At 55.7% G+C, this 21,498-nt stretch carries 25 protein-coding genes; 12 read left to right on the forward strand and 13 right to left on the reverse strand.

Annotation, left to right across the window (positions count from 1 at the left end):
* Nucleotides 1–182: 182 nt before the first annotated feature.
* From ACR0JX_RS11400 to ACR0JX_RS11435, 8 genes are all read right to left on the reverse strand, one after another.
* The gene (locus tag ACR0JX_RS11400) at nucleotides 183–1,196 is read right to left on the reverse strand and encodes an Ldh family oxidoreductase (RefSeq protein ID WP_480543917.1); all 1,014 of its coding nucleotides are present in this window, start codon (nucleotides 1,194–1,196) and stop codon (nucleotides 183–185) included.
* 91 nt (nucleotides 1,197–1,287) lie between these two features.
* Nucleotides 1,288–1,503 carry a hypothetical protein gene (locus tag ACR0JX_RS11405; protein ID WP_480543918.1) on the reverse strand — a complete coding sequence of 72 codons (216 nt, stop codon included), beginning with the start codon at nucleotides 1,501–1,503 and terminating at the stop codon, nucleotides 1,288–1,290.
* 105 nt (nucleotides 1,504–1,608) lie between these two features.
* A complete protein-coding gene (locus ACR0JX_RS11410) occupies nucleotides 1,609–2,424 on the reverse strand; it encodes an energy transducer TonB (protein WP_480543919.1) in 816 nt (271 codons plus the stop codon).
* Nucleotides 2,421–2,816: an ExbD/TolR family protein gene (locus tag ACR0JX_RS11415; protein ID WP_480543920.1), complete on the reverse strand. Its 396-nt coding sequence runs from the start codon at nucleotides 2,814–2,816 to the stop codon at nucleotides 2,421–2,423. Before ACR0JX_RS11415 ends, ACR0JX_RS11410 begins: the two co-directional genes overlap by 4 nt.
* Nucleotides 2,813–3,229 carry a biopolymer transporter ExbD gene (locus tag ACR0JX_RS11420; RefSeq protein WP_480543921.1) on the reverse strand — a complete coding sequence of 139 codons (417 nt, stop codon included), beginning with the start codon at nucleotides 3,227–3,229 and terminating at the stop codon, nucleotides 2,813–2,815. The genes ACR0JX_RS11415 and ACR0JX_RS11420 overlap by 4 nt, the downstream gene beginning before the upstream one ends.
* Nucleotides 3,174–3,836, reverse strand: a complete 663-nt coding sequence (locus ACR0JX_RS11425) for a MotA/TolQ/ExbB proton channel family protein (RefSeq protein WP_480543922.1) — start codon at nucleotides 3,834–3,836, stop codon at nucleotides 3,174–3,176. Before ACR0JX_RS11425 ends, ACR0JX_RS11420 begins: the two co-directional genes overlap by 56 nt.
* A gap of 4 nt (nucleotides 3,837–3,840) precedes the next feature.
* Nucleotides 3,841–4,287: a hypothetical protein gene (locus ACR0JX_RS11430; RefSeq protein ID WP_480543923.1), complete on the reverse strand. Its 447-nt coding sequence runs from the start codon at nucleotides 4,285–4,287 to the stop codon at nucleotides 3,841–3,843.
* A gap of 22 nt (nucleotides 4,288–4,309) precedes the next feature.
* Nucleotides 4,310–6,322, reverse strand: coding sequence for a TonB-dependent receptor domain-containing protein (locus ACR0JX_RS11435; protein ID WP_480543924.1), 2,013 nt, complete (start codon nucleotides 6,320–6,322; stop codon nucleotides 4,310–4,312).
* 236 nt (nucleotides 6,323–6,558) lie between these two features.
* On the opposite strand from ACR0JX_RS11435, the gene ACR0JX_RS11440 reads away from it, so the two are divergent.
* From ACR0JX_RS11440 to ACR0JX_RS11455, 4 genes are read left to right on the forward strand one after another with little or no spacing between them, the layout of a single operon-like run.
* Nucleotides 6,559–7,614 (forward strand): hemin-degrading factor, encoded by a 1,056-nt coding sequence (locus ACR0JX_RS11440; RefSeq protein ID WP_480543925.1) that lies wholly within the window; start codon nucleotides 6,559–6,561, stop codon nucleotides 7,612–7,614.
* The gene (locus tag ACR0JX_RS11445; protein ID WP_480543926.1) at nucleotides 7,611–8,462 is read left to right on the forward strand and encodes a heme/hemin ABC transporter substrate-binding protein; all 852 of its coding nucleotides are present in this window, start codon (nucleotides 7,611–7,613) and stop codon (nucleotides 8,460–8,462) included. The genes ACR0JX_RS11440 and ACR0JX_RS11445 overlap by 4 nt, the downstream gene beginning before the upstream one ends.
* Nucleotides 8,459–9,535: a FecCD family ABC transporter permease gene (locus tag ACR0JX_RS11450; protein WP_480543927.1), complete on the forward strand. Its 1,077-nt coding sequence runs from the start codon at nucleotides 8,459–8,461 to the stop codon at nucleotides 9,533–9,535. The genes ACR0JX_RS11445 and ACR0JX_RS11450 overlap by 4 nt, the downstream gene beginning before the upstream one ends.
* A gap of 3 nt (nucleotides 9,536–9,538) precedes the next feature.
* Complete coding sequence (locus tag ACR0JX_RS11455; protein WP_480543928.1) at nucleotides 9,539–10,318, forward strand: heme ABC transporter ATP-binding protein; 780 nt, start codon at nucleotides 9,539–9,541, stop codon at nucleotides 10,316–10,318.
* 1 nt (nucleotide 10,319) lies between these two features.
* On the opposite strand, the gene ACR0JX_RS11460 is transcribed toward ACR0JX_RS11455, so the two are convergent.
* Nucleotides 10,320–11,222, reverse strand: coding sequence for a LysR family transcriptional regulator (locus ACR0JX_RS11460; RefSeq protein ID WP_480543929.1), 903 nt, complete (start codon nucleotides 11,220–11,222; stop codon nucleotides 10,320–10,322).
* 102 nt (nucleotides 11,223–11,324) lie between these two features.
* Here ACR0JX_RS11460 and ACR0JX_RS11465 point away from each other — a divergent pair, with 102 nt between their 5' ends.
* The 8 genes from ACR0JX_RS11465 (at nucleotide 11,325) to ACR0JX_RS11500 (ending at nucleotide 16,949) form a co-directional block, all read left to right on the forward strand.
* Entirely contained in the window at nucleotides 11,325–12,224 is a 900-nt protein-coding gene (locus tag ACR0JX_RS11465) for an alpha/beta hydrolase (RefSeq protein ID WP_480543930.1), read from the forward strand.
* 11 nt (nucleotides 12,225–12,235) lie between these two features.
* On the forward strand, nucleotides 12,236–12,469 hold the full coding sequence (locus ACR0JX_RS11470; RefSeq protein ID WP_480543931.1) for a nuclear transport factor 2 family protein: 234 nt from the start codon (nucleotides 12,236–12,238) through the stop codon (nucleotides 12,467–12,469).
* Nucleotides 12,470–13,179: 710 nt separating this feature from the next.
* On the forward strand, nucleotides 13,180–13,644 hold the full coding sequence (locus tag ACR0JX_RS11475; protein ID WP_480543932.1) for a GNAT family N-acetyltransferase: 465 nt from the start codon (nucleotides 13,180–13,182) through the stop codon (nucleotides 13,642–13,644).
* A gap of 326 nt (nucleotides 13,645–13,970) precedes the next feature.
* Nucleotides 13,971–14,867, forward strand: coding sequence for a helix-turn-helix domain-containing protein (locus tag ACR0JX_RS11480; RefSeq protein ID WP_480543933.1), 897 nt, complete (start codon nucleotides 13,971–13,973; stop codon nucleotides 14,865–14,867).
* 105 nt (nucleotides 14,868–14,972) lie between these two features.
* Nucleotides 14,973–15,263, forward strand: a complete 291-nt coding sequence (locus ACR0JX_RS11485) for a putative quinol monooxygenase (RefSeq protein WP_480543934.1) — start codon at nucleotides 14,973–14,975, stop codon at nucleotides 15,261–15,263.
* Between the two features lie 476 nt (nucleotides 15,264–15,739).
* Nucleotides 15,740–16,174, forward strand: a complete 435-nt coding sequence (locus ACR0JX_RS11490) for a DUF3995 domain-containing protein (protein ID WP_480543935.1) — start codon at nucleotides 15,740–15,742, stop codon at nucleotides 16,172–16,174.
* Between the two features lie 13 nt (nucleotides 16,175–16,187).
* Nucleotides 16,188–16,562 carry a hypothetical protein gene (locus ACR0JX_RS11495; RefSeq protein WP_480543936.1) on the forward strand — a complete coding sequence of 125 codons (375 nt, stop codon included), beginning with the start codon at nucleotides 16,188–16,190 and terminating at the stop codon, nucleotides 16,560–16,562.
* Nucleotides 16,563–16,949: a hypothetical protein gene (locus ACR0JX_RS11500; protein WP_480543937.1), complete on the forward strand. Its 387-nt coding sequence runs from the start codon at nucleotides 16,563–16,565 to the stop codon at nucleotides 16,947–16,949.
* A gap of 295 nt (nucleotides 16,950–17,244) precedes the next feature.
* Here ACR0JX_RS11500 and ACR0JX_RS11505 read toward each other — a convergent pair whose 3' ends face one another.
* Genes ACR0JX_RS11505 through ACR0JX_RS11520 form a run of 4 tightly spaced genes read right to left on the reverse strand, consistent with a single transcriptional unit; the run spans nucleotide 17,245 to nucleotide 21,151 of the window.
* Nucleotides 17,245–17,976: a proteasome-type protease gene (locus ACR0JX_RS11505; protein WP_480543938.1), complete on the reverse strand. Its 732-nt coding sequence runs from the start codon at nucleotides 17,974–17,976 to the stop codon at nucleotides 17,245–17,247.
* 11 nt (nucleotides 17,977–17,987) lie between these two features.
* Nucleotides 17,988–18,785: a transglutaminase family protein gene (locus ACR0JX_RS11510; protein WP_480543939.1), complete on the reverse strand. Its 798-nt coding sequence runs from the start codon at nucleotides 18,783–18,785 to the stop codon at nucleotides 17,988–17,990.
* A gap of 3 nt (nucleotides 18,786–18,788) precedes the next feature.
* The gene (locus ACR0JX_RS11515; protein ID WP_480543940.1) at nucleotides 18,789–19,730 is read right to left on the reverse strand and encodes an alpha-E domain-containing protein; all 942 of its coding nucleotides are present in this window, start codon (nucleotides 19,728–19,730) and stop codon (nucleotides 18,789–18,791) included.
* Nucleotides 19,731–19,732: 2 nt separating this feature from the next.
* Nucleotides 19,733–21,151, reverse strand: coding sequence for a circularly permuted type 2 ATP-grasp protein (locus tag ACR0JX_RS11520; RefSeq protein WP_480543941.1), 1,419 nt, complete (start codon nucleotides 21,149–21,151; stop codon nucleotides 19,733–19,735).
* Nucleotides 21,152–21,498 lie beyond the last annotated feature (347 nt).

Consider the following 21,498-nt stretch of genomic DNA (forward strand, 5'->3'; position numbering starts at 1 on the left):
GGTGCGGGCCTCTGACTTAGAAAGCCGGGCCTGCATTGCCAAGAATGCTTCTCTTTTCCAGCAAGAAACCGCGAATAACAAGGCAGACACGAGGCAGTTTTCAGCCATACGTGTCCTGAGCGTGTCTATCGTAGTGACCGTATTGTGGGTCTTTGGCTGGGGTTCAGCCTTCGACTATGCGCTCAGGTCAGGGCTGCGATCTGATCCAAAACCTCTTGGCTGGCGGTGATGCCATTGGCCTCGGCTTCGGCGCGATTTTTAAGCCGACCGTCGCCAGGCACGCGGGCATCACCATTATCCTTAATCTCAGCGCAGATGCGGGTGATGTAACCGGCGAAGGCGTCATTGCCAAAGCGGGCAGGATCCAGGGCAATCAGCGTCGCCCCGCCTTTGATGTTCAGCGCGCCATGTGCTTCACGTTCAGCATTGTCGACGGATAGGGTGCCGCCAGCCAAAGCTGCGCCCAGAACCTCGACCAAAAGGGCAATTCCCGCACCTTTGTGACCTCCAAACGGCAATAGGCTGCGGGTTTCCAGAATGGCGTCCGGATCTGCTGTGGGGGTCCCATCGCGATCCAGCCCGGCGGGTTGCCGCAAATCATGCCCTTCTGCAGCGGCCATCTTGATGTCCATAAACGCCACGGCGGACGAGGCCTGATCCCACACCACCGGCGCGGCCCCGTCGCGAGGGCAGGCAAAGGACATCGGGTTGGTGCCAAAGACTGGGCGCACACCGCCTTGTGGCACCACAAGTGACAGTGAGTTGATAACGGCGATGGCGACCAGCCCGGCCTCGGCCAATGGTTCGGTGTCAAAACGCAACGCACCTAAATGGTGACAATTGGCACAGGTGAAGGCGGCGATGCCGTTTTCACGGGTCATGTCGATCAGTTCGTCGCGCGCCGCATGGGCCGCGATCTGGTAATAACCATTATCCGCATCCCCGCGCAGAACGCCGGGGGCAATGCGGCGAATGACCGGGTTGGCCGTCGGGTTGGCGTAGCCGGAGGTGAAACTTTGCGCATAAATTGGCAGATTGCGTAAACCGTGGCTGCGCGGCCCATCCCGTTCCGACCGCATGATGATATCGGCCAGAATATCGCTTCCAACCTCATCCACCCCCACCCCTTGTAGCGTCGATTTTGCAAGCGACCGCACATCGGCGAGTGAGAGGGTTTGCATGGACGGGTCTGTCACGGGCATGTCCTTTTGGTCTGATGCGCGGGGTGATCCGGTCCCAATCGACGGGGCTCCGGTTGGGTTTGCGCCTGACTTTTCTGGTGTAGGTTTAAGCCCGAGGCTTCCGGCTGAGCAACCCGTATTTCATTGCCCATGATCGAAATGACCGACGTTTGCGCTTGTCTTTCTTCAGGGCTTGCTTCGACTGGGTTCCACCTTTGCGATTGAACTCATAGACGTCGATAACACGCTCGGCGCAGCCACAGGCCTCACCCATGCCCACCTTGGCGAAATAAAACTTTTCGAAACGCTCCGGTTTGTGCATGCCGATCCCCTTGCTGCCCCGATTGAACACTTTTTGGTGGGCGCATGCCAAGCTTCAATATCAAGCCGTTGGAAAAGTGATGGGGCTTTCGGACACCTTGCCGCGCTATTTTCCCTTGATCTCCAAGGTGTATTGGCGTCGTGCCGAAGGTGGCGGGACTGGGAACGGGGCCGCTGCACGGATCTGGGCCAATGCGACTTGATCGAGCCTTTTTGACCCCGAACTGCGCTTGATCTGGGCCAATTGCAGCGCGCCGTTGTCTGCAATGCGGAAGGTGATCAGAACAGATCCTTTGATGTTCACGCTTTTGCGTCGCGCCCGGAGAATTCTGCGCTTGACCTGACCGGCGTAGTTGCTGGCCTCTGCATTGCCCTGGGTCGAGGTGGTTCGTGTTACGCTTTGCGCCGTAGCTGCACCCTTTGCTGTCTTGCCCGTTGCCGCTCCCTTCTTCCGGTCTTGCTCGGCGTATCCAGCCTTCGCTGGAGTTTCGGCGGTTTTTGTTTTCTCAGGTTCAGGCTTTTGGACGGGTGGCGTTTTCGGGGCTGTCACTGGTTCGGCGATGGGCTTCTGGACCAAAGGTTTCTCGAGAGAGCGTGGGGTTTGTGCAATTGCTAGGTTCGGCTTAGCCGGAACTGCCCCTGTGACGGATGGTGCTGTTCTATTTAAAGATTTCGTCTCCGGCACTGCTTTTTGAGCTTGCTGGTTTGGCTCGACCGGTTGTTGCTGCGTCTCAGCCGATGTCGAGGGGACAGTTCCGGCGACGAAATCCTTGAAGGAGGATCCAAGCGCGGCTGTTTCAACAGATCCACCGCCTTCTACCAACACGGGCTCATCCGTGCGAAACTCATGCAGCGCGAGGCTATGCGTGGCGGCGGCCAACAGGATTGCGAGCGCCGCAATTGCGCGCGATCTGGGAATCATGGCAAACCCCGCTCGGTCACGACATAGATTTTCGTGGCTCCCAAGGCGCGCAGGGCATCGCTGACCTCTTTCAACCGGATTGCAGGGACCGATCTGTCGGGCACAAGGCGGACGTCATCGAGCGGAAAGTCGATTGAGGCGCGTTCAACATAGGCCTCAGCATCTGTCAGCTCGGCCCCGCGATATTCAAGCACCCCATCTGCGCGAATGACCAGAGCATCCGGCGGCTCTCGCCCCTCAAGATCCTCTGTTTCAACCAGCTGAACCGAACCGCTCAGCGGTGGGGCGAGCGTTCCCGCGATCATGAAGAAAACCAGCATCAGAAAGACGACGTTGATCAGGGCAATCGTTGGTTCGCGAGTTCGCCGGGCTTTGGGTTTCAGTCGCATCATCCGATGACCTGCGTGCGTAGCTGCGCAACGGGGCGCAGCGCTGTCAGAAGATCGATCAATTGCTGCGCTGTTGCGTCCTGACCAAGGCTGATCAGGGCAAGCTGCTCGGCATCGCCGTCTAAAAGTGCAGCAACCGTGTCCAACGGAACCTCGGTTCCATCGACTAGAACACGATCCCCTACCAGTTTCACAAATCGCATCGGCATGTCCGCAACCGGTCCGCCAGCCGAGGCGGTTGCGAACTCAATCTCTCCGAATTTTGAGAAGGTTGAGGTGAGCATGAAGAACAGCAACAGCAGGAAAATGACATCAATCAGGGATGTCATCGACAGGCGTCTGCGCCGTTTTCGGCGGGTCTCAAGCGACATGCGCGGCGGTGACCTCGGGCAGGGTGCTGGAGTCGTCGGCTGCATGGCCAGGGGCAAAGACCGTGCGCAAGGCCTGATTGGCAAAGATGCGTTCACGTGTCATCCGCGCTTCGAACCAGGTGAGCACAAGTGAGGTTGGCATAGCAACCGCAAGCCCTGCGGCGGTGGTCAGCAAGGCCACCCAGATTCCGCCTGCCAAAAGCGCGGGGTCAACCGCATTGCCTGCGCCTTGCAATGTTTGGAACGCTTCGATCATGCCCAGGACAGTGCCGAATAGGCCCAGAAGTGGCGCAAGTTGCGCGACCATGTCCAGCACGTTCAAACCCCGTTCAAGCTGGGCAAACCGGGCCTCAGACTCGGCATCGACGCGATCCGACAAGGCGGTTCCATCGCCGCCGAGAGACATGGCAATCACCGGGGCCAGATAGCTGCGGCTTTTGTCCAGATGCGCCATCGCGTTGGCACGATCCTGACGATCCCAGGCTTGGATGGCGCGGGACAATTCTATGTGACGGCCCACTCCGGCGGCCCGATATTGCCATAGCTTGTAGAGGATCAACGACAGCGTCGCGATTGATGTGACGATCAAGATCGCAACAACGGGTCCGCCGAGTGCCAGAATACCTTTCAGGTTCTGCAAGATCGCATCCATTTGCCTATCCAATCATCTCGGTTTCGAGGCGGCTTTTTAGCATCAGGCCCGACATACAGGCGTCTGGCATATCTCCCTGATGGGTGCAGTCCTGCGCCCCGTTGATCAGAATGCGGCTGATCTGGTTGCAGGCCATTTCGGCAAACTGAAACTGACGCACGCGCGGGCGACCGGCGGGCAGGTCTTGGAAATCCAACAGGGTCAGCAAGGCAACTTTGCCGTCAGCACCGAACAGCACAGTCTCGTAGATCGCGCCGTCGATATCTATGTCGTAGGAGTTTTCGACCAGAAAGCTGACCATGCAGCTTTGGTCCTTGTCTTCGGCCGAGCTGAGCTCGATCGAAATGCCCTTGGGCTTTTCCGGCTCTTCAGCACTGGCAAACCCTGCCCCCAGAATTGGGAGCAGGGTCAGCAGGACCAGCCGAGCATTTCTATATGATGCGATTTTCATGATGGTCCTTTCGTGTGTCAGATCAGAAGGTTTTGGCGACGGTGAACTTGAAGTTCCGGCCGGGTGCGCGGCGCGACGAGAGGCTGCCCTGGTAGTCTTTGTCCAGGATGTTTTCGATCCCGGCATAGAATTCAAAGCCTTTGAAAGCCCCTTCTTGCGGGAAGTAGCTGGCGCGGAGCGTGTTCACGCCGAACCCACCCAAAGGATCGCCTGACGAATCGAACCCGGCACGGGATCCAAGGATTTCCCAGCTGACATCCAGCGTTTCACCAAAGCGCTGGCCGACAGTCAGACGAGCCGTGTCGGCAGGTTCGTTCCTCCACCGGGTTTCGACACCGGCATCCGACTCGGTCGCGTGGACGATGTTGGTATTGAAATCCATGTAGAAACCACCGGCATTTGCGTATGAGGCCTCAACTTCCACGCCGCGAGCTTTGACATTGTCCACGTCGCGGTAGGATGTGATGTCCCACAAGGTCGTCTCATAGGCATTTACCTTGGCGCGCATGACATCGCCCGCGGCAAAGACATCACCCGCATTATAAGAAAAGCCCGCTTCCCATGTCCGCGACTTTTCGGGCTGCTTCATCAGCAACGGCGTGCCAAGGTCATCGATGATCGGAAGGTTTTCTGTGTAGGCTCCGCCGCCAAAGATCGCAAAGCCATTGCTGAACTCATACCGCGCAGACAGGCCACCCATCAGTGCATCGTTGTCATAGCTTGCGCTCAGCGGTGGTGTCGCATCTGAATCGCCCGAGATATCCTGCTTCTCGTAACGGATCGCCGGCGTGAGGGTCAGGCTGTCGCCGATATTGATGTCATCAACCGCAAACAGTGCGAAACGACGATCTGTCCCGCCGGGGGCAGCATCACCGCCATCCAAGCGATCGCGATCAATGAACTCGATCCCGGCGCGCAGATCATGTGACGCGATACCGGTTTGGAAATAGGCCGTGTTCTTGATTGTCAGCTTTGTTGTCTCGTACCGCTGTTCGGCCTCGGCAAGGTCCAGAAGCGATGGGAAAAACGGAGACCCTTCCAGAGGGGATGAACCCGCGATGTAGGTGTTGTCGATCCTCTGGTCGGAATAGCTGAGGTTCACATCCAGATCGACCAGATCATTTCCAGCCGGTTGGTATTGATACCGCAGTATGGCAACCCGGTTTTCAATCCGTCGATCCACATTGCCAAAGGCGTCAGCCGTGACGCTGAACGAGTCGTAAGGCACATCTTTCTCGTCCGAAGTCGAGTTGTTCCAGGACGCCGTGATCGAGTGTTCCAGATTGTCGCCAAAACTGTACTTACCTTTGATCAGATAGGACGGCAGCGTGAATTCACTATTGCCGATGGTATCGCCGTTTCCATCTTCCTGATCGTCCTGATCCCGATAGGTGTAGCTCAACAGGAACTCGGTTTGTTCATTTGGTTGCCAGGCCAGGATCGAGGACGAGACAAAACCATTTCCGTTCGTAGACGCTTCGAGCAGTTGGCGCAGTTTGACGCCGGGAATGCCGCCTGTGAAGTCGGATGCATCCTTGGTTTCCAGCTGCACCACACCGCCGACAACGCCTGAACCGAACTCGAAGGAACCAACAGTGCCGCGGATCACGGATACGCTTTTGTAAAGCTGTGGATCGGTGAACAACTGGTTGCCGATCCGATACAGCTCTTCCGCGCCGGTGGTGGCGCCGTCGACCAGGATAAGAACTTTCTGATCGGTGCCGAAAGTCCCGTTGGCCCCAAAGCCTCGGATATTGATACCAGACCCTTGCGGGGTCGAGCCGTTCACCAGTGTCACGCCAGGTACGGTATCAATCAGTTCGGCGACTGTGTTCGCCTGACGGTCATTGATCTCTTCCTGATCGATATTGGTGATTGGCACTGCCGTGTCGGTCTGGATTTCCCGCTTGCTTTCGCCCAGCTCCAGCGTACCCAGGAAACCGTCATCCTGTTCCTGAGCCCAGGCGGCGGCTGTCATCAAACTTAGGCAAGAGGCAGTACCTAGCAGGCCTGCCTTATAGATTCGTGCACGCATATCTGTCCCCCTATGCATGTGTAAGGACTGGAAATGCTTGCAAGCCGCTGGCTTAGTCAGTCTTTTTTAGTGTCTTTCAGAATCGTCATTTGACGATGACTTGTGCTCGTTAATAAAGCTTACTAAAACAGTCAACAAATTTCGTGACTGTTTATGCAGTCTTTGCCAGCGGGTCACTGACGGCGTCAGTGACCGGGCCAGCATCTTCAAAACCACCAAAAGATGGGAAACCGACTATGGAACAGGTGCTTATGGCCCCTCAGGATATCCGCGAGGCCTATGTCAACAAGGCGGGTAAGCGGGATCGGGACTTGGCGGAATCGCTCGGCTTGACCGAAGGACAGCTGGTTGCAGCGTTTGTGGGGCAGGGGGCGACCCGGATATCGGCCAATCTGGATGATTTGTTTGGTCAGTTGAACGGTTTGGGCGAGGTCATGGCGCTAACGCGCAACCCGTCCTGTGTCATCGAAAAAGTTGGTCAATACGACAACTATCATTCGGGTTCTCATGCTGCGATGGTGCTGACCGAAGCAATTGATTTGCGGATGTTCCCCAGCCACTGGAAACATGCCTTTGCGGTTGAGCGTGAGACCGAGGCGGGAACGCGCCGCTCGATCCAGGTGTTTGATGCGGCCGGCGATGCCGTGCATAAGATTTTTCTGCGTGAAGGATCGGATTTGGATCACTGGGCCCATCTGACGCGGGCGCTGGCGTCAGAGGATCAATCGCAGACCCTATCGGTTGAGCCGCGCAATGCGACCGAGACACCTAAGGCCAACCCCGAGAAAGCTGATATCCTGCGCAGCGAATGGGCTAAGATGACCGATACGCATCAGTTCATGCGCCTGACCTCAAAGCTCAAGATGAACCGGCTGGGGGCTTATCGGATCGCAGGCGCACCGCTGACGCGGCCACTGCAAACCGATATTGTCGCCGGAATGTTCGAACAAGTGCGCGACCAAGACCTTGAAGTGATGGTTTTTGTCGGCAACCGGGGATGTATCGAAATTCACGGCGGTCCGGTCGAAACGCTGAAACAGATGGGTCCGTGGTTCAACGTGCTTGATCCGCATTTCAATCTACACCTGCGCACCGATCACATTGCCGAGGTTTGGGCCGTGAACAAGCCCACGCAGCGTGGCCCGGCCGTATCGGTCGAGGTGTTCGATGCCGAAGGCGCGCTGATCTTTCAGATCTTCGGGCGTCGCTCGGGTGAAACCGATCACCGCCCGGCCTGGAACGCTTTGGTTGATGGGTTGCCTACTTTGTCGGAACAAGAGGTCACGAAATGAGAACCCTGATCGCCTTTATCGCGGCGCTGATCCTGTCTGCCGGTACCACACTGGCCGAGGACCAACGCATTATCGCCATTGGCAGCTCGGTGACGGAAATCATCTATGCGCTGGGCCAGCAAGACAGGCTTGTCGGCCGTGATCGAACCTCAACCTATCCGAAAGCCGCGCTTGAATTGCCGGACGTGGGCTATCGCCGGGCTTTGTCGCCCGAAGGCGTGCTGTCGGTTGAGCCCGATCTGATCTTGGCGCTGGAGGGGTCCGGCCCGCCGGATGCGATCAAAGTCTTGCAAGAGGCAGGGGTGGACTATGTCACCGTAGCCGACACCTTTTCGCGTGATGGGGTTGTCGAGAAAATCCTGACCATTGGCGCCGCATTGGGGGTTGAGGTCAAGGCCGAGGCGCTGGCCGCCCAAGCGTCTAAGCAGATGGCATTGGCGGAAAACAATGCGCAGAACCTGGCCGGGCAGGATCGGCAACGTGTCCTGTTCATATTGAACGCACGCGACGGAGACATAACTGTCGGCGGTGCAGGCACGCAGGCGGACAGCATCATAAAGATGGCCGGTGGTATCAATGCCGCCGCCGCGGTTGAGGGGTTCAAACCCATTACGCCCGAGGCGCTTGCCGTCACCGCCCCGGATGTGATCCTGATGATGGAGCGTCAGGGAAATCATGCGGTTTCGGACGAAGACCTGTTTTCCCTGCCTGCGATCCAGTTGACACCGGCAGGTCGATCCACCTCTTTGATCCGGATGCCGGGAGCGTATCTGCTGGGCTTTGGTCCACGCACGGCGGAGGCAATCGCTGACCTTTCGGCGGCGTTGCAGGATGTGAACGGATCATGACCTTGGCGCTGGACGGCGCACCGTCGCGCATCGAGTTTCAGGATCGCCGTGTTCGCGCCAGACGTATCACCCTGGGCTTGATAGCAGTGCTGATCGTAACCAGTGCGATTAGCGTTTCTGTCGGCGCATCCCAAGCCTCTCTGATCACGGCCGTGGCGGATTTGATCCAGGGGCGTCCCCTATCCGATCTCAACAGGGTCGTACTGTGGGATGTGCGCCTGCCACGCCTCGCAATGGGCGTCTTGGTCGGAGCGGCGCTGGCTGTCTCCGGGGTGGTGATGCAGGGATTGTTCCGCAACCCGCTGGCGGACCCTGGTATAGTAGGTGTCAGCTCGGGGGCTGGGCTGGGTGCGATCACGGCCATTGTCTTTGGCGGCTTGCTTCCTGTGACATTGCTGGCCTGGGTCGGGGACGGGCTGATCGCACTTGCCGCGTTCCTGGGCGGTTGGGCATCTGTCCTGATCCTTTATCGTGTCTCAACCCGGCAGGGGCAGACTTCGGTCGCAACAATGTTGCTGGCAGGGATCGCGCTGGCTGCATTGTTCGGAGCAGTGACAGGCGTCATGGTTTATCTGGCTGATGATCAGCAACTAAGGGATCTGACCTTCTGGGGTATGGGGTCGCTTGCCGGGGTGACCTGGGCCAAGGTTGCAACGGCAGCCCCGATCATTCTGGCATCCATCATTTGCACACAGTTCTTGGCGCGGGCGTTGAATGGTCTGGCGATGGGTGAGGCGATTGCCCATCACATGGGCATCCCGGTGCAGCGCTGCAAAAACATCGCTGTTCTTACGGTTGCGGGGGCCACTGGGGCTGCGGTTGCTGTGTCAGGCGGTATTGGGTTTATCGGTATTGTTGTGCCGCATCTGTTGCGGCTCAGCACCGGGCCTGATCACCACCGGCTATTGATGAACTCGGCTCTGTTGGGGGCAACGCTGCTGCTATGTGCCGACATGATCAGTCGGGTTATCGTCGCCCCGGCAGAGCTGCCCATCGGAATCGTCACGGCGATACTGGGCGCGCCGGTCTTTTTCTGGATTTTGTTGCGACGCCACGGGCAGATGGGGATGTAAACAATGATGAAGGCGAAGAACATTCGTGTCTGTCTGGGACGCAAAGAGGTTCTGCACGGCGTGGAATTTACAGCCCAACCCGGGCAGGTCATCGCAATCATCGGTCCGAATGGGTCGGGCAAATCAACCCTGCTGAAGACACTGAGCGGCGAGCTGGTGGGCACGGGGACCGTTTTACTGAATGGCCACGACATTGCAGAGCTACGCCCTTGGGAATTGGCGGCGATGCGGGGTGTGTTGCCGCAGCAAACGACGGTGGCCTTCCCTTTTACCGTACACGAAATTGTACGGCTAGGACTGTCCAATGGCTTGGCCGCTACGGAAGGGGATTTGCCATCGCAGGCCTTGGCGCATGTCGATCTTGCCGGGTTTGAAAACCGATCTTATCAGAACCTGTCGGGCGGCGAGCAGCAGCGTGTCCAACTGGCCCGCGTGTTGACCCAGGTCTGGGAGGCAACGGATCAGGACCAACCCCGTTGGTTGCTGTTAGACGAACCTGTCGCCAGCCTGGACATCGCGCATCAGTTCACCGTCCTGGGTATCGCGCGCGACTTCGCGGCCAAAGGCGGCGGCGTTGTCGTTGTAATGCATGATCTTAACCTGACGGCACTGTTTGCCGATCTGGTCTATGTCTTGTCCGAAGGTCGCATGTGGATGTCGGGCACAGTGTCTGAGGTTCTGAATACCGAAACGATGAAGCAGGTCTATGGCATCGATTTACCCATCAACACTCTGCCGCCAACAGATATTCCTTTCGTGTTACCGCAGGCGCTATCGGGCTGATCTATGGCCGGTCCAGAACCGAAGATTTCAGGTGATCGATGAACAATCGCAGTGGAACCATGTTGCGGTATTCTCGGGGGAAATAAATGTAGGTGCCGGGCGTATTGCCCAAGTGATCCTGCAAGACGGGCACCAACGTCCCTAGTGCGATCTGATCTGCACAATAATCCCTGAAGGTGAATATCAGCCCATGACCCTTCAGCGCCAGATCAACGACTGCTGGTAGTGTATTGACGATCAAGCGTCCTGTGACCTCGACTGTGTAGTCCTGAGATTGGTCAATGAATGTCCAGGGTGCGATTTGACGCGAGGTGGGAAAACGATAGCGAATACAATCATGTTTGAGCAGTTCGGCTGGTGTATTTGGAATTCCGCATCGCTCTAGATATGTCGGACTGGCCAAAACGGCGAGCGGTTCAGACTGGCTGAGCCGGACCGCGACCATGTCGGGGGCGATACGGTCTCCTAAACGGAAACCCGCATGCAGTTCTTCTGACAACAGATCGGTCAGAGCGTCGGTAAACGCCATCTCGATTTCGATGTCAGGATAGGTGCTTCGAAAGCTTTCCAGCGCATGGCTGACATAGAGCTCGTAGACGAAATCGGTCATCGCCAGGCGCAACGCACCGCGCGGGGCATGACCGACAGAGCGGGCCGTCTCGACCGCGTCCGCCAATTGATCAAACGCCGGGCCAGCGCCGCGCAGCAAGGCCCGGCCAGCTTCTGTCAGGCTTAGCGACCGCGTGGTGCGGATTATCAGCGCTGTACCCAGTTGCGCCTCGAGCGTTTTGAGCTGATGGCTGACCGTCGAAGGTTGCAGCCCAAGCCGGTTGGCGGCACCCTTGAACGAGCCTTCGCGGGCGATGGCATCAAAGATTTCCAAGGTCCCAAGAGGCAATCTCATTATTCGATTTCATACACTATAGTGGTGGTTGATAGCTATATTATCACAGTTCATGTGAACAGTTACATCTCTTATCAACAACGGCCTTGATGGAGAGACCCGATGGCGACGATCAACCTGCAAAACCAACCTGATCGAAAAGGCGTGACATCCCAAGCAGTCAGCTTTGACAGCAATGGTGCGACGCTTAGAGGCACTTTGTACCAACCCGCTGAAAAGGCGGGCGCGCTACCCGGGGCGATCGTTACGGGGGCCTGGACCACGGTGAAGGAACAGATGCCGGGCACCTATGCCCGTGAATTGGCAGCACGCGGCGTCGCGGCGCTGGCGTTCGACTTTACCGGTTGGGGCGAAAGCGAAGGCGCGCCGCGCTATGTCGAAGATCCGGTGGTAAAGACAGCCGATATCAAAGCCGCGGTCACGTTCATGGCCAGTCGGGATGACATCGGCAGCGTTTCGGGCTTAGGAATTTGTGCGTCGTCTGGCTACATGGCCGAGGCGGTCGCCGACGATACTCGGCTTTCGAAACTCGCTCTGGTCGCGCCTTGGCTGCACGATCCCGAAATGGCCGAGGGTATCTATGGTGGCGCAGATGCGACCACGGCGCTGATTTCTGCCAGTGAGGCGGCGGATGCAGCCGACACCATTTTGTTGGGTGCCAGCTCGACCGATGAGACCGCAGTGATGTATCAGGCGCCATATTATACCGAAGAAGATCGTGGCCTGATCCCCGCTTACGACAACAAGTTTTCTGCCCTCAGCTGGAAACCTTGGCTGACTTATGATGCTCAGACCTCGGCAGATCGGTTGACCAAGCCGATCCTCATGGTTGGCTCGCCTTCAATCGCACTGCCTGCCGGTGCCGCAGCCTATGAGGCACGCACGAAGGCACCGTTAGAGAAGCTTTGGTTGGCCGAGGACGTCACCCAGTTCGACTTCTACGACCGCGCTGATGTGGTCAACGCTTCGGCAGATGCCGTGGCAGATTTCTTCAAAGCATGAAGGGCAGAGCAATGATGACGGATATTGCCAATACCGTTTCGCGGTTCTTTGCTGCGGTCGACCGTTGTGATTGGGCCGCAGTGCAAGAGCTGATGACCGATCCATTTCATGTCGACTATTCGACTTATGGCGGAGGACCGGCATCGGACGTAGCACCAGAAGCGCTGACAGAGGCCTGGGCAGAGCTGCTGCCTTTCTTCGATCACGTTCATGCGCGCGAATCTGCGTGCACAACTGGGAAATGAGAACCTGCCTGCACTTGCGGCGGAACGCGTTGCAAGCAATCAGAACTGATCTTTGCTCAAGCTGGTCTCACATCTCGTTGGTGACCTCTTGGACGCCCGAGATAAAGTGCGCGCTTAAACGATGTTATGTGTCCTGGCCGGGTGCGGACGCGAATGGGTGGAGCCGGTGCAAACCGATCCCCCGAGGACGTCGCAGACACGGCAATTTGGCTTGCCACACTACCTGAAGGTGGCCCGACAGGTGGGTTCTTTCGGGTTCGAAAGAACATTGACTGGTAGGCGTGAGCAGTTTTTGACCATTTACGCATATCTACTTGCCTGACTGGGTTTACGACGCTAGGTGAGAGCTACACCCGCAAGCATCGACGGGTGATGGAGATTTTATGTCTACGATTGCGGTCCGCCGCTAAGGTCCACTGGATTGGACCAATTTGAACCAAAGAACTTCCAGGCGCGATGCTGGAAGCCTTTTGTGTTGACATAAACTCAAGAGAGACTTTGTTGAGAACCTCAAAACACCCGCAGCGTGTTTTGCCTGTTCGGACCTTAGGTGGAGCGATCCAGTCTGGGGATATACCGAACGGCAATTCGCCCTGCAGGTCTAGGCGAGAGACAATCACTCAACACATCCGGAAACAGACACCGCAGCACATCGAGACGCTGCCAGTGGCCTGTGTTCTGACCATGATAATCGATAGGACAAACACACAATGGAAAATGTAGTCATCAAAGAAACACAAGACGAAGAGATCCCGGCGCTTCAACAGGTGTTGGACGCGACAGAGCTGTTCCCAGCTGAACTGCTGCCCGACATGCTGGCCCCTTTTCTAGCACAACAAACCAGCGCTTTCTGGTTGACCTGTCACCTGAATGGCAAGGCTGTTGGTCTATGCTATACCGTCCCCGAAGAACTTGCGGACGGTACATGGAACATGCTTGCCTTAGCGGTGCATCCGCAGCATCAGGGTCATCAGTTGGGCACCCATCTGGTCAAAGCCGCGGAGCAGCATTTGATCAAAATGGAACAACGTATGCTGATCGTCGAAACCTCGGGAACCGATGACTTCGCAGCCACGCGCAGGTTCTACGCAAAAAATGGCTACGAGAAGGAGGCGCGGATACGCGATTTCTGGGCTGAAGGGGACGACAAAGTGATCTTCAGAAAGGCGCTTTGAAACAATACCCCTACCATCGGCCAGCATAAGATCGCTGGTGGTTGAAAACAGTGCACGGGGTTTTTCAACGCCCCGTGCACAGCATTTGGTTCAACTGATGGATGGTTTGCTGCTTTCATACGCAGGAAGGGTGCGCATGCCTCTGACTTTCGGTGTTTCTCAGGCAAGGTCGAGACGCGTGATGTAATCCGGCAAGAAAGCTGTGGTCGGTTGAGCGCCTCCGGCCGCTTCCTCACTTTTTCACCTGCGCCCATCTGTCGCCGCGTGTTCCGTTGCCTCAAAACACAGCGAAGGTTACGCTCACCCGCGCGCAGAGGCACTTCTTAATGGCTCAACTGAATTCGATCGCGACATCAAACAGTGATGTCCTTCTTATCCCCGAAGGCTTGTATCAATTCGCAGGCGCGCAGACCGTTATGGCAAGCGGTCGGGCTGGAATCTTTCACAAGCTTCTGCACCAAAATGCCTTCGGTACAGAATTTTTTTCGAACGCACCCTGCCTTGCCTATGTGCTAAAGGGGCAAGAGACGTTCTTTGACCCGGATGGCGAGGAGACGACGGTCAAACCTGGAGACACGTTATTGGTTCCCAGGCATCATCATATGATTTCAGACTTCTCAGATGCGCATGGCCCGTTGGAAGCTTATCTATTTTTCTTTAGCGACGCGGTGATTGCCGACTATCTCGCGGCAACGTCCAAAGGTCTGACACCCGCGCCCAAAAGCAAGACAGCACTATTTGCAGGTTCGCCTTCGCTGCAGGGATATGTGGATGCGTTACCAAAAGTATATGATGATCTGACTGTCCCACCCGCGCTTATAAAGGCAAAGCTTCTGGAGCTACTTTTGCTGCTGCATTTGCATGATGATGGGCAGCTTTATAGCTTTCTGGTACATGAGAATGCCAATCGTGCCCGCCGCAATATCAAGCAGATCATGCGCGCGCATGCGTTGACCGATTTGTCGATTGCAGACTACGCGACTTTGTCGGGACGTTCGGTTTCGACCTTTCAGCGGGATTTCAAGCGTGAGTTTGGTGAAACTCCAAGTGTCTGGCTTAGACGTGCACGGCTTGAGCATGCCCGTGACAAAGTTGTCAACAGCCGGGATACGATAGCAGATATCGCTCTGCAGGCGGGGTTTTCGGACACCTCGCATTTTATCAAAGCGTACAAAGGCCTGTTTCACGAAACACCCAAACAGCATCGACTGCATATCGCGTGATCCAGTCGTCGAAATTGACCTGTAATCCCGATTTCCTTGGCGCGTTTTCTATCGCGGCTAAGGGGTTTGGTGTCAGCATCTCCGCATCATTGAAGGAGATCAACTATGACAACCTGGGTCACGCTAGAAATGACAGTGAAAGAAGGTGAGTTTGACTTACTGTCTTCATTCCTTGCGGAAAACTTGCCGAACGTGCGCGGCTTTGATGGCGCGCTAAGCGTTACACTTTATTACGATCCCGCCTCGCGCGCTTTCTTAATTCACGAAGAGTGGATGAGCCGGGATCATCATCAGGCATATATCGCATTCATCGAAGAACGCGGTGTGATGGCTGCCTTGCTGGGGTTCATGGAAGGCTCGCCTAAGGTCACTTACTATGACCGCATGGTGATGTAATGGCGGAAACTGTTTCTGTGACACGGCGTTCTGTGATTGCCGCGGTTCCGGCTTTGTGTCTGGCAAATCAGCTTGCCGCATGGCCGGGCCCCGCCACAAGCGTCTTGGCTGTGCCAGTTTTGCAAATCGTACAGGTTCGTACTGCGCTACAAGCCGCAGATCTTGTCGGCAAACTTCGTCAGACACCGGGTTGTATGAAGGTGGACGTTCTTCAGCAAACCGATGGAGGAGTCTCTGTCTTTCAGCAATGGGTTTCAAAAGAGGCAAGCGCACGTTTCTGGCGAGCGTCCGAGCCAAAGCCCGCAGCGAATGTATACACAAGGCTTGAGTTCTGATCGGATGCCACATGTCATTCCCTTTGGTCGCGGCTGTGGCGTACCTGTGCGCTACCCTTGGCGTGTGGCACCTGAAATCCAGCGACAAATCAAGATTGTGGGCAAAACGCAGAATGAATGTAGCTGCGGGAGCATGATGCTATGACAGTATTGGCTCTTGCCGTTGCGGGAATCCTTTTTCCGATCGCATGTTTACACTTGGTTTGGGCTTTCGGTAAGCCATGGCCCTTCGCAACCGAGGATCAGCTCGCGCGCGCGGTAGGCGGCCCAGCATTGGATCCTAAGATCAGTCAGGGTGCAAAATTTGTCATCACCATAATGGCAGCCGGTGCTATCGCGGCGGCTGGGCTCTTGCCCTTAGTGAAAACCGAAGTGTTGCCTTCACCCTTTCCTGCCCCGATCACTTTCTGGCTTCTGGTCTTGCAAACCATCGTGTTTCTACTTCGCGGAGCTCTTGGGTATACAGATCTCGCACCCGCCGGCATCTATGAGCCATTTCGCACCAACAACCGCCGCTACTATAGCCCTCTGATCCTGACTTTGGGGGCAATGTGCGCGTTGATCCTGTTTCTATGACGTGAGGCTTTAGATGCTTGTTATCGCAGCCGTACTTCTTGTTGGTGTTTCGCTGATGCACTCGGTGCTGGGTGGGATCAGCTTGATCAACCCAATCTGCCGCCGCAGTGATCTGCCAATCATCTTGGGCAGCCGCCGAAACACCGTTCTAACATTGCAGTTTGGGTGGCATGCCTTGTCGCTGTTTTGGCTCGCACTTGCCGTTTTGTTGGTTATACTCGAGACGAGGCCCGAGCTGTTTATTCCCGCCTTCCTGCTGGGTGGCGTTGGGCTATTTGTGCTGATTGGTTTGATCGCCCTTATCGCCGGGCGGGGGCGCCATCTGTCGTGGGTGTTCTTCCTGACGATAGGATGGCTATTCTACGCGGCCTATCAAGGTTTGACCTAAATGATCCAGGCGCTTTCGTTCACGCATCAATGCAAGATTTGCGGGGGCTTATTCACAGCGCTGAGTTTGGCACTCATCTTTGCACCAGGTGTTGTCCTTGAACTGTTTGAACTTGGCGCTTCACAAGGGTCAGCGGTGATCGCTCGGCGCGCTGGCATCATGTTTGGAGGTTTAGCCTTCCTGATGCTGGCAATCGCAACACATCCACCAAGCCCGACACGACGAAGCATCGTGTTGGCGATTGTATTCCTGCTGATTGGTCTGGCTATTCTTGGTGCTATCGAGTTTGCACGAGGAGAGATTGGTCCTGGGGTGTGGCTGGCGATAACCACGGAAACTTTGGTGGCGCTGCTTCTTTGGCGCGCTGAGAATGCGAGAAAAAGGTAATCCTGAACCAAGTGTTTCTTGCTCTGTTGCACAACATCAGGGCCCACAATTGGGTCGCCTCGAATTGGTCATGCGGCTTTCAACATCTGGATTTAGAACCTTGTTCGGACCTCATCCCGGCATCAATTGGGCGTAAGCTAAAATAGCAATTGTTAGGCAGCCTTAGCGGGCCGCCTCATCTAATTGTGCCAGTTCGATTGTTGGGACTAGAACAACATGCAACTTAGTCGCGTATATCATCAAACTGAACCGCGTGGCTCACTGTGCGGATCAGGCATTCAATCGTTCAGATTTCTTACGAGTCATACTCAGGCAATTTAGATAAGGCTGATTTCAGCGCGTCACCCCATCCCTCGGAAATTGTGCGAAAGTAGTGATCGTCAGGTTCGAACCTGGATCGTGTACCACCTGCAAGACTGTCTTCATCGTAGAGAAGCAGGTCAAGCGGAGCCCCGACTGATAGGTTTGCCTTGATTGTAGAGTCGAAACTCACAAGCAAGAGTTTAACAGCTTCTGGAAAGTTCATTTCTGGATCATAGGCGCGTACCAGAATTGGGCGACCATACTTTGTCTCTCCGATCTGGAAGAATGGGGTGTCTTCTCCGGCCTCGATAAAGTTACCTTCAGGGTAAATCAGAAACAGGCGAGACGGGCCGCCGTTGATCTGTCCTCCAAGGATGAGTGTCGCGTGAAAGGCGCTGTCGGCTTCCTGACCGGATCGGGCGTGCTCTTCGATAACGTCGTTCAGCGTGGCGGCCACCAATTGTGCGACTTGGAACATTGTCGGTGCTTCCAGGATCGACGGTGAACGATCTGCCGGTGCTTTTGTGCGTTCTTCCAGCAGGCTTATGGTCGCCTGAGTGGTCGCCAGGTTTCCGGCCGTCAGAATTGTGATCGACCGGTCCCCTTCGACTGTCCAGTTGAACATCTTGTTAAAGGTGGAAACATTGTCGACGCCTGCATTCGTGCGTGTGTCGGACATGAACACCAGCCCGCGATTCAGCCGCATGCCCACAGCATAGGTCATCAATTTCTCCGTTACTGCTGTGCGACTTGCAATTGCACTGTCAATTGCTCGCCTGCTGTCCCTATTCTGTTCCCTATTACCGGTGCGGCTTGTGCATAGTCCAGACCGGTTGCGACACGTACGTAACGATCATCAGGGGATATTCCGTTTGAAACGTCAAACCCGACCCAACCCAGCCCGTTCAGATACACTTCGGCCCAGGCGTGGGTCGCGTCCTGCAGTTCCGTCTCGTTCATCATCAGGTAGCCTGATACATACCGTGCTGGCAGACCGATCTGTCGCGCGCAGGTAATGAAAATATGCGTGTGATCCTGACACACACCGCGTCCGGCATCGAGGGCATCCTCAGCGCTCCAGCCCGGATGCGAGCTGCCAATCTCGTACGCGACCCGAGTTCGAATTCCTTCAGACAGGGCATGCATCTGTTCCAGCGGTTCGCCTTCGGGCAACGCTCTGATCAAGTCGGCAACGCCTTTGCCTGGCGTCGTCTGCGGAGTGCTTCTTTCGAAAAGCCACAATGGAGTGGATCCTTCGTGACGCCCCAGCACGCCATGGGTGTCTTCCACCTCGACAACGCCTTCGGAAATCAACGAGATGCTTTGGGTATTGGCTTCGAAACTGATCAATTCCACAGTGTTGCGGTGGCAATCTTCAAAGGTCAGTTCTTTGCGCCCGCCTGTGATTTCGGTGTTCCAGTTTTCAATGTTCTGATTTCGGAATGACTTTGGTGTCTTCCTCAGCTGTTGCAGACCAAAGGGAACTGGCGCGTCAAAATCGTATCGTGTCTCGTGTCGAATGTGCAGTTTCATTGGCTACTCGTAAAACCGATAATCAATCTCGATCTGACGGCTTAAGCCAACGAGATCGTTAAGAAAATCTTGAATGTACTCATGGAGGCCAAGCTCAAAGATATCGGAGATTTTCTGATCTAGGTATTTTTCGTAGAGAGCATTTGATGCCTCACACGAAGGTCCGGCAAAGCCGTAGTCCTTCTTGAGGTAAGACAGGTTCTCTTGCAGTTTCCTGCAACAAAAATGAAGGCTGCGTGGCATACGTTGGTCCAGGATCAGAAACTGGGCAATATCAGACGGCCGTGTTTTGTCGCCATGGGTCATTCGGTACCCACCGCCCGCACCTACCGAGCGCAAGATGCTTTCCCATTGGATGTTGTCCAGTGATGAACCGACCGAGAAGGCGGTGGGCAGAAGCACGTAATACTTCACATCCAGAATGCGCCCTGTGTTATCGGCCCGCTCGACAAACGTTCCGAGGCGAACGAAGTCGAACATGTCGTTGCGCAACATAGTCCCCAGTATTGCCCCGCGGACCAAGGCCGCCTGATGCCGAATAAGTTCCAGCGTCGCAGGCAAATCCCTTTCATTCACGCGCCGCTTCATAGCCTCATCCAATTGCATCCAGGTCGAGTTTACCGCACTCCAGACATCATGTGTTAGGGCAGTTCGAACAAGGCGTGCATTATTCCGCGCCTGTTTGATGACCGACTTGATCGAAGATGGGTTATCCGCATCGCGTAGCATCCAATCCACAGCATTGTCTTTTGAGATGTCTTCGTATTTCGCATGGTACCCATCCAGAACACCGGCTGTTTTCAGAACCGAGCCCCATTCCTCGGCTGAGTTCTTGGTGCGGGTCAAAGCCATCCTTTGTCCTGTTTCAAGCAGTCTGGCCGTATTTTCCGCACGCTCCAGATACCGAGCCATCCAGAACAGCCCACCGGCAGTTTTTCCCAGCATGGTCAGTCCTCCAGAACCCAGGTGTCTTTGGTCCCGCCGCCCTGGCTTGAGTTCACGACCAACGACCCTTTCTTGAGCGCCACGCGGGTCAAACCGCCAGGCGTTATCTTGATCCCCTCGGGAGACACTAAGACGAACGGCCGCAGATCGACATGTCTGGGCGCCAGCCCCGAACGTGCAAAAATCGGAACCGTTGAAAGCGACAATGTAGGTTGGGCGATATAGTTTGTGGGCCGCGATTTGAGCTTGTCGCGGAAAGCCGAAATCTCTTTTTTGCTGGCCGTTGGACCGATCAACATTCCGTAGCCGCCAGACCCGTGCACTTCTTTCACGACCAAATCAGACAGATTGTCCAGCACGTAGGACAGAGACTGGGGCTCGCTGCAGCGCCAGGTGGGAACATTTTGAAGCAGAGGCTTTTCGCCTGTGTAGAACTCTACGATCTCGGGCATGTAGGAATAGATCGCCTTATCATCGGCAATACCCGTTCCGGGCGCGTTGGCGATTGTGATACCGCCTGCGCGATAAACGTCCAGAATGCCCGGCACGCCTAAGGCGCTATCGGGGTTAAAGTTCAGTGGATCCAGGAAATCGTCATCGACCCTACGATAGAGAACGTCGATAGGCTTGTAGCCTTTCGTAGTGCGCATGCAGACGCGTCCGTCGACAACGCGTAGGTCATGCCCTTCGACCAACTCGACAGCCATCTGATCCGCAAGAAACGCGTGCTCGTAATAGGCCGAGTTATATATGCCGGGTGTCAGGACAGCGACAGTGGGTTCACCCTCTGCGCAAGTTGGAGCGCAGGCCGCCAAAGACCGCCTGAGACTGCGTGGATAGTCGGAAACGTTCCGAACGTTTGTGGCGCTAAAGAGCTCGGGAAACATCTTCAGCATCGTTTCCCGGTTCTCGAGCATGTAGCTCACCCCGGACGGTGTGCGCGCGTTATCTTCCAGCACGAAGAACTCATCCGGACCGGTTCGCACCAAATCGACACCAACAATATGCGTATAGACCTGACCGGGTGGTGAGACACCAAGCATCTGCGGGAGGAACGCTTCGTTTCCGGCAATCATCTCAGCCGGTACGCGCCCGGCCCGGACAATTTCCTGACGGTGGTAAATGTCGTGGAGAAATGCGTTGATCGCCCGCACCCGCTGTTCGATGCCGCGCTCCAGCCGCTGCCATTCCCGCGCAGAAATGACCCGTGGCACAATATCAAACGGGATCAACCGTTCCTCGGCTTCGGCTTTGCCGTAGACGTTAAAAGTAATCCCTGTCAGCCTGAAAACTTCTTCGGCTTCGCGCTGTTTCGCCCGCAATCTTGATGCGTCTTCAGCGTTGAACCAACGGCCGATTTCTTCATACGGACCTCTGAGCGATCCGTCGCCGTTGAACATCTCATCAAAATATTCACTCATGAGAGAAGTTTCACGATCTAGCCAGAATGTTCAAGCTCTTCGCACGCGTTTGATTGGAACGCTTAATAGGAGCGTCTAATTTTCGGGCTGGTTGAATGATGTGAAGTTCATAGAAACGCAGTATTCAGAAGCGCTTGGGGCAATCGCAAAGCTCCGAACCTTTTCAGGTTCGGAGCCATTTAAAGGGTTTGCTGGGCAGGCTGCGTTTCACCTTGTGTCGCACTTAGGCGTTTCCGCGTACCTGTAGCTGATCAAGGTCGAAGAACAACTTGAATACCGGGCTATCGTTTTGCCTCCTACTGCGAACCAAAACTGCGGGCAAAGTGAGGACAGCATCACCTAGATAG

The organism is Ruegeria sp. AH7 (assembly GCF_056541325.1).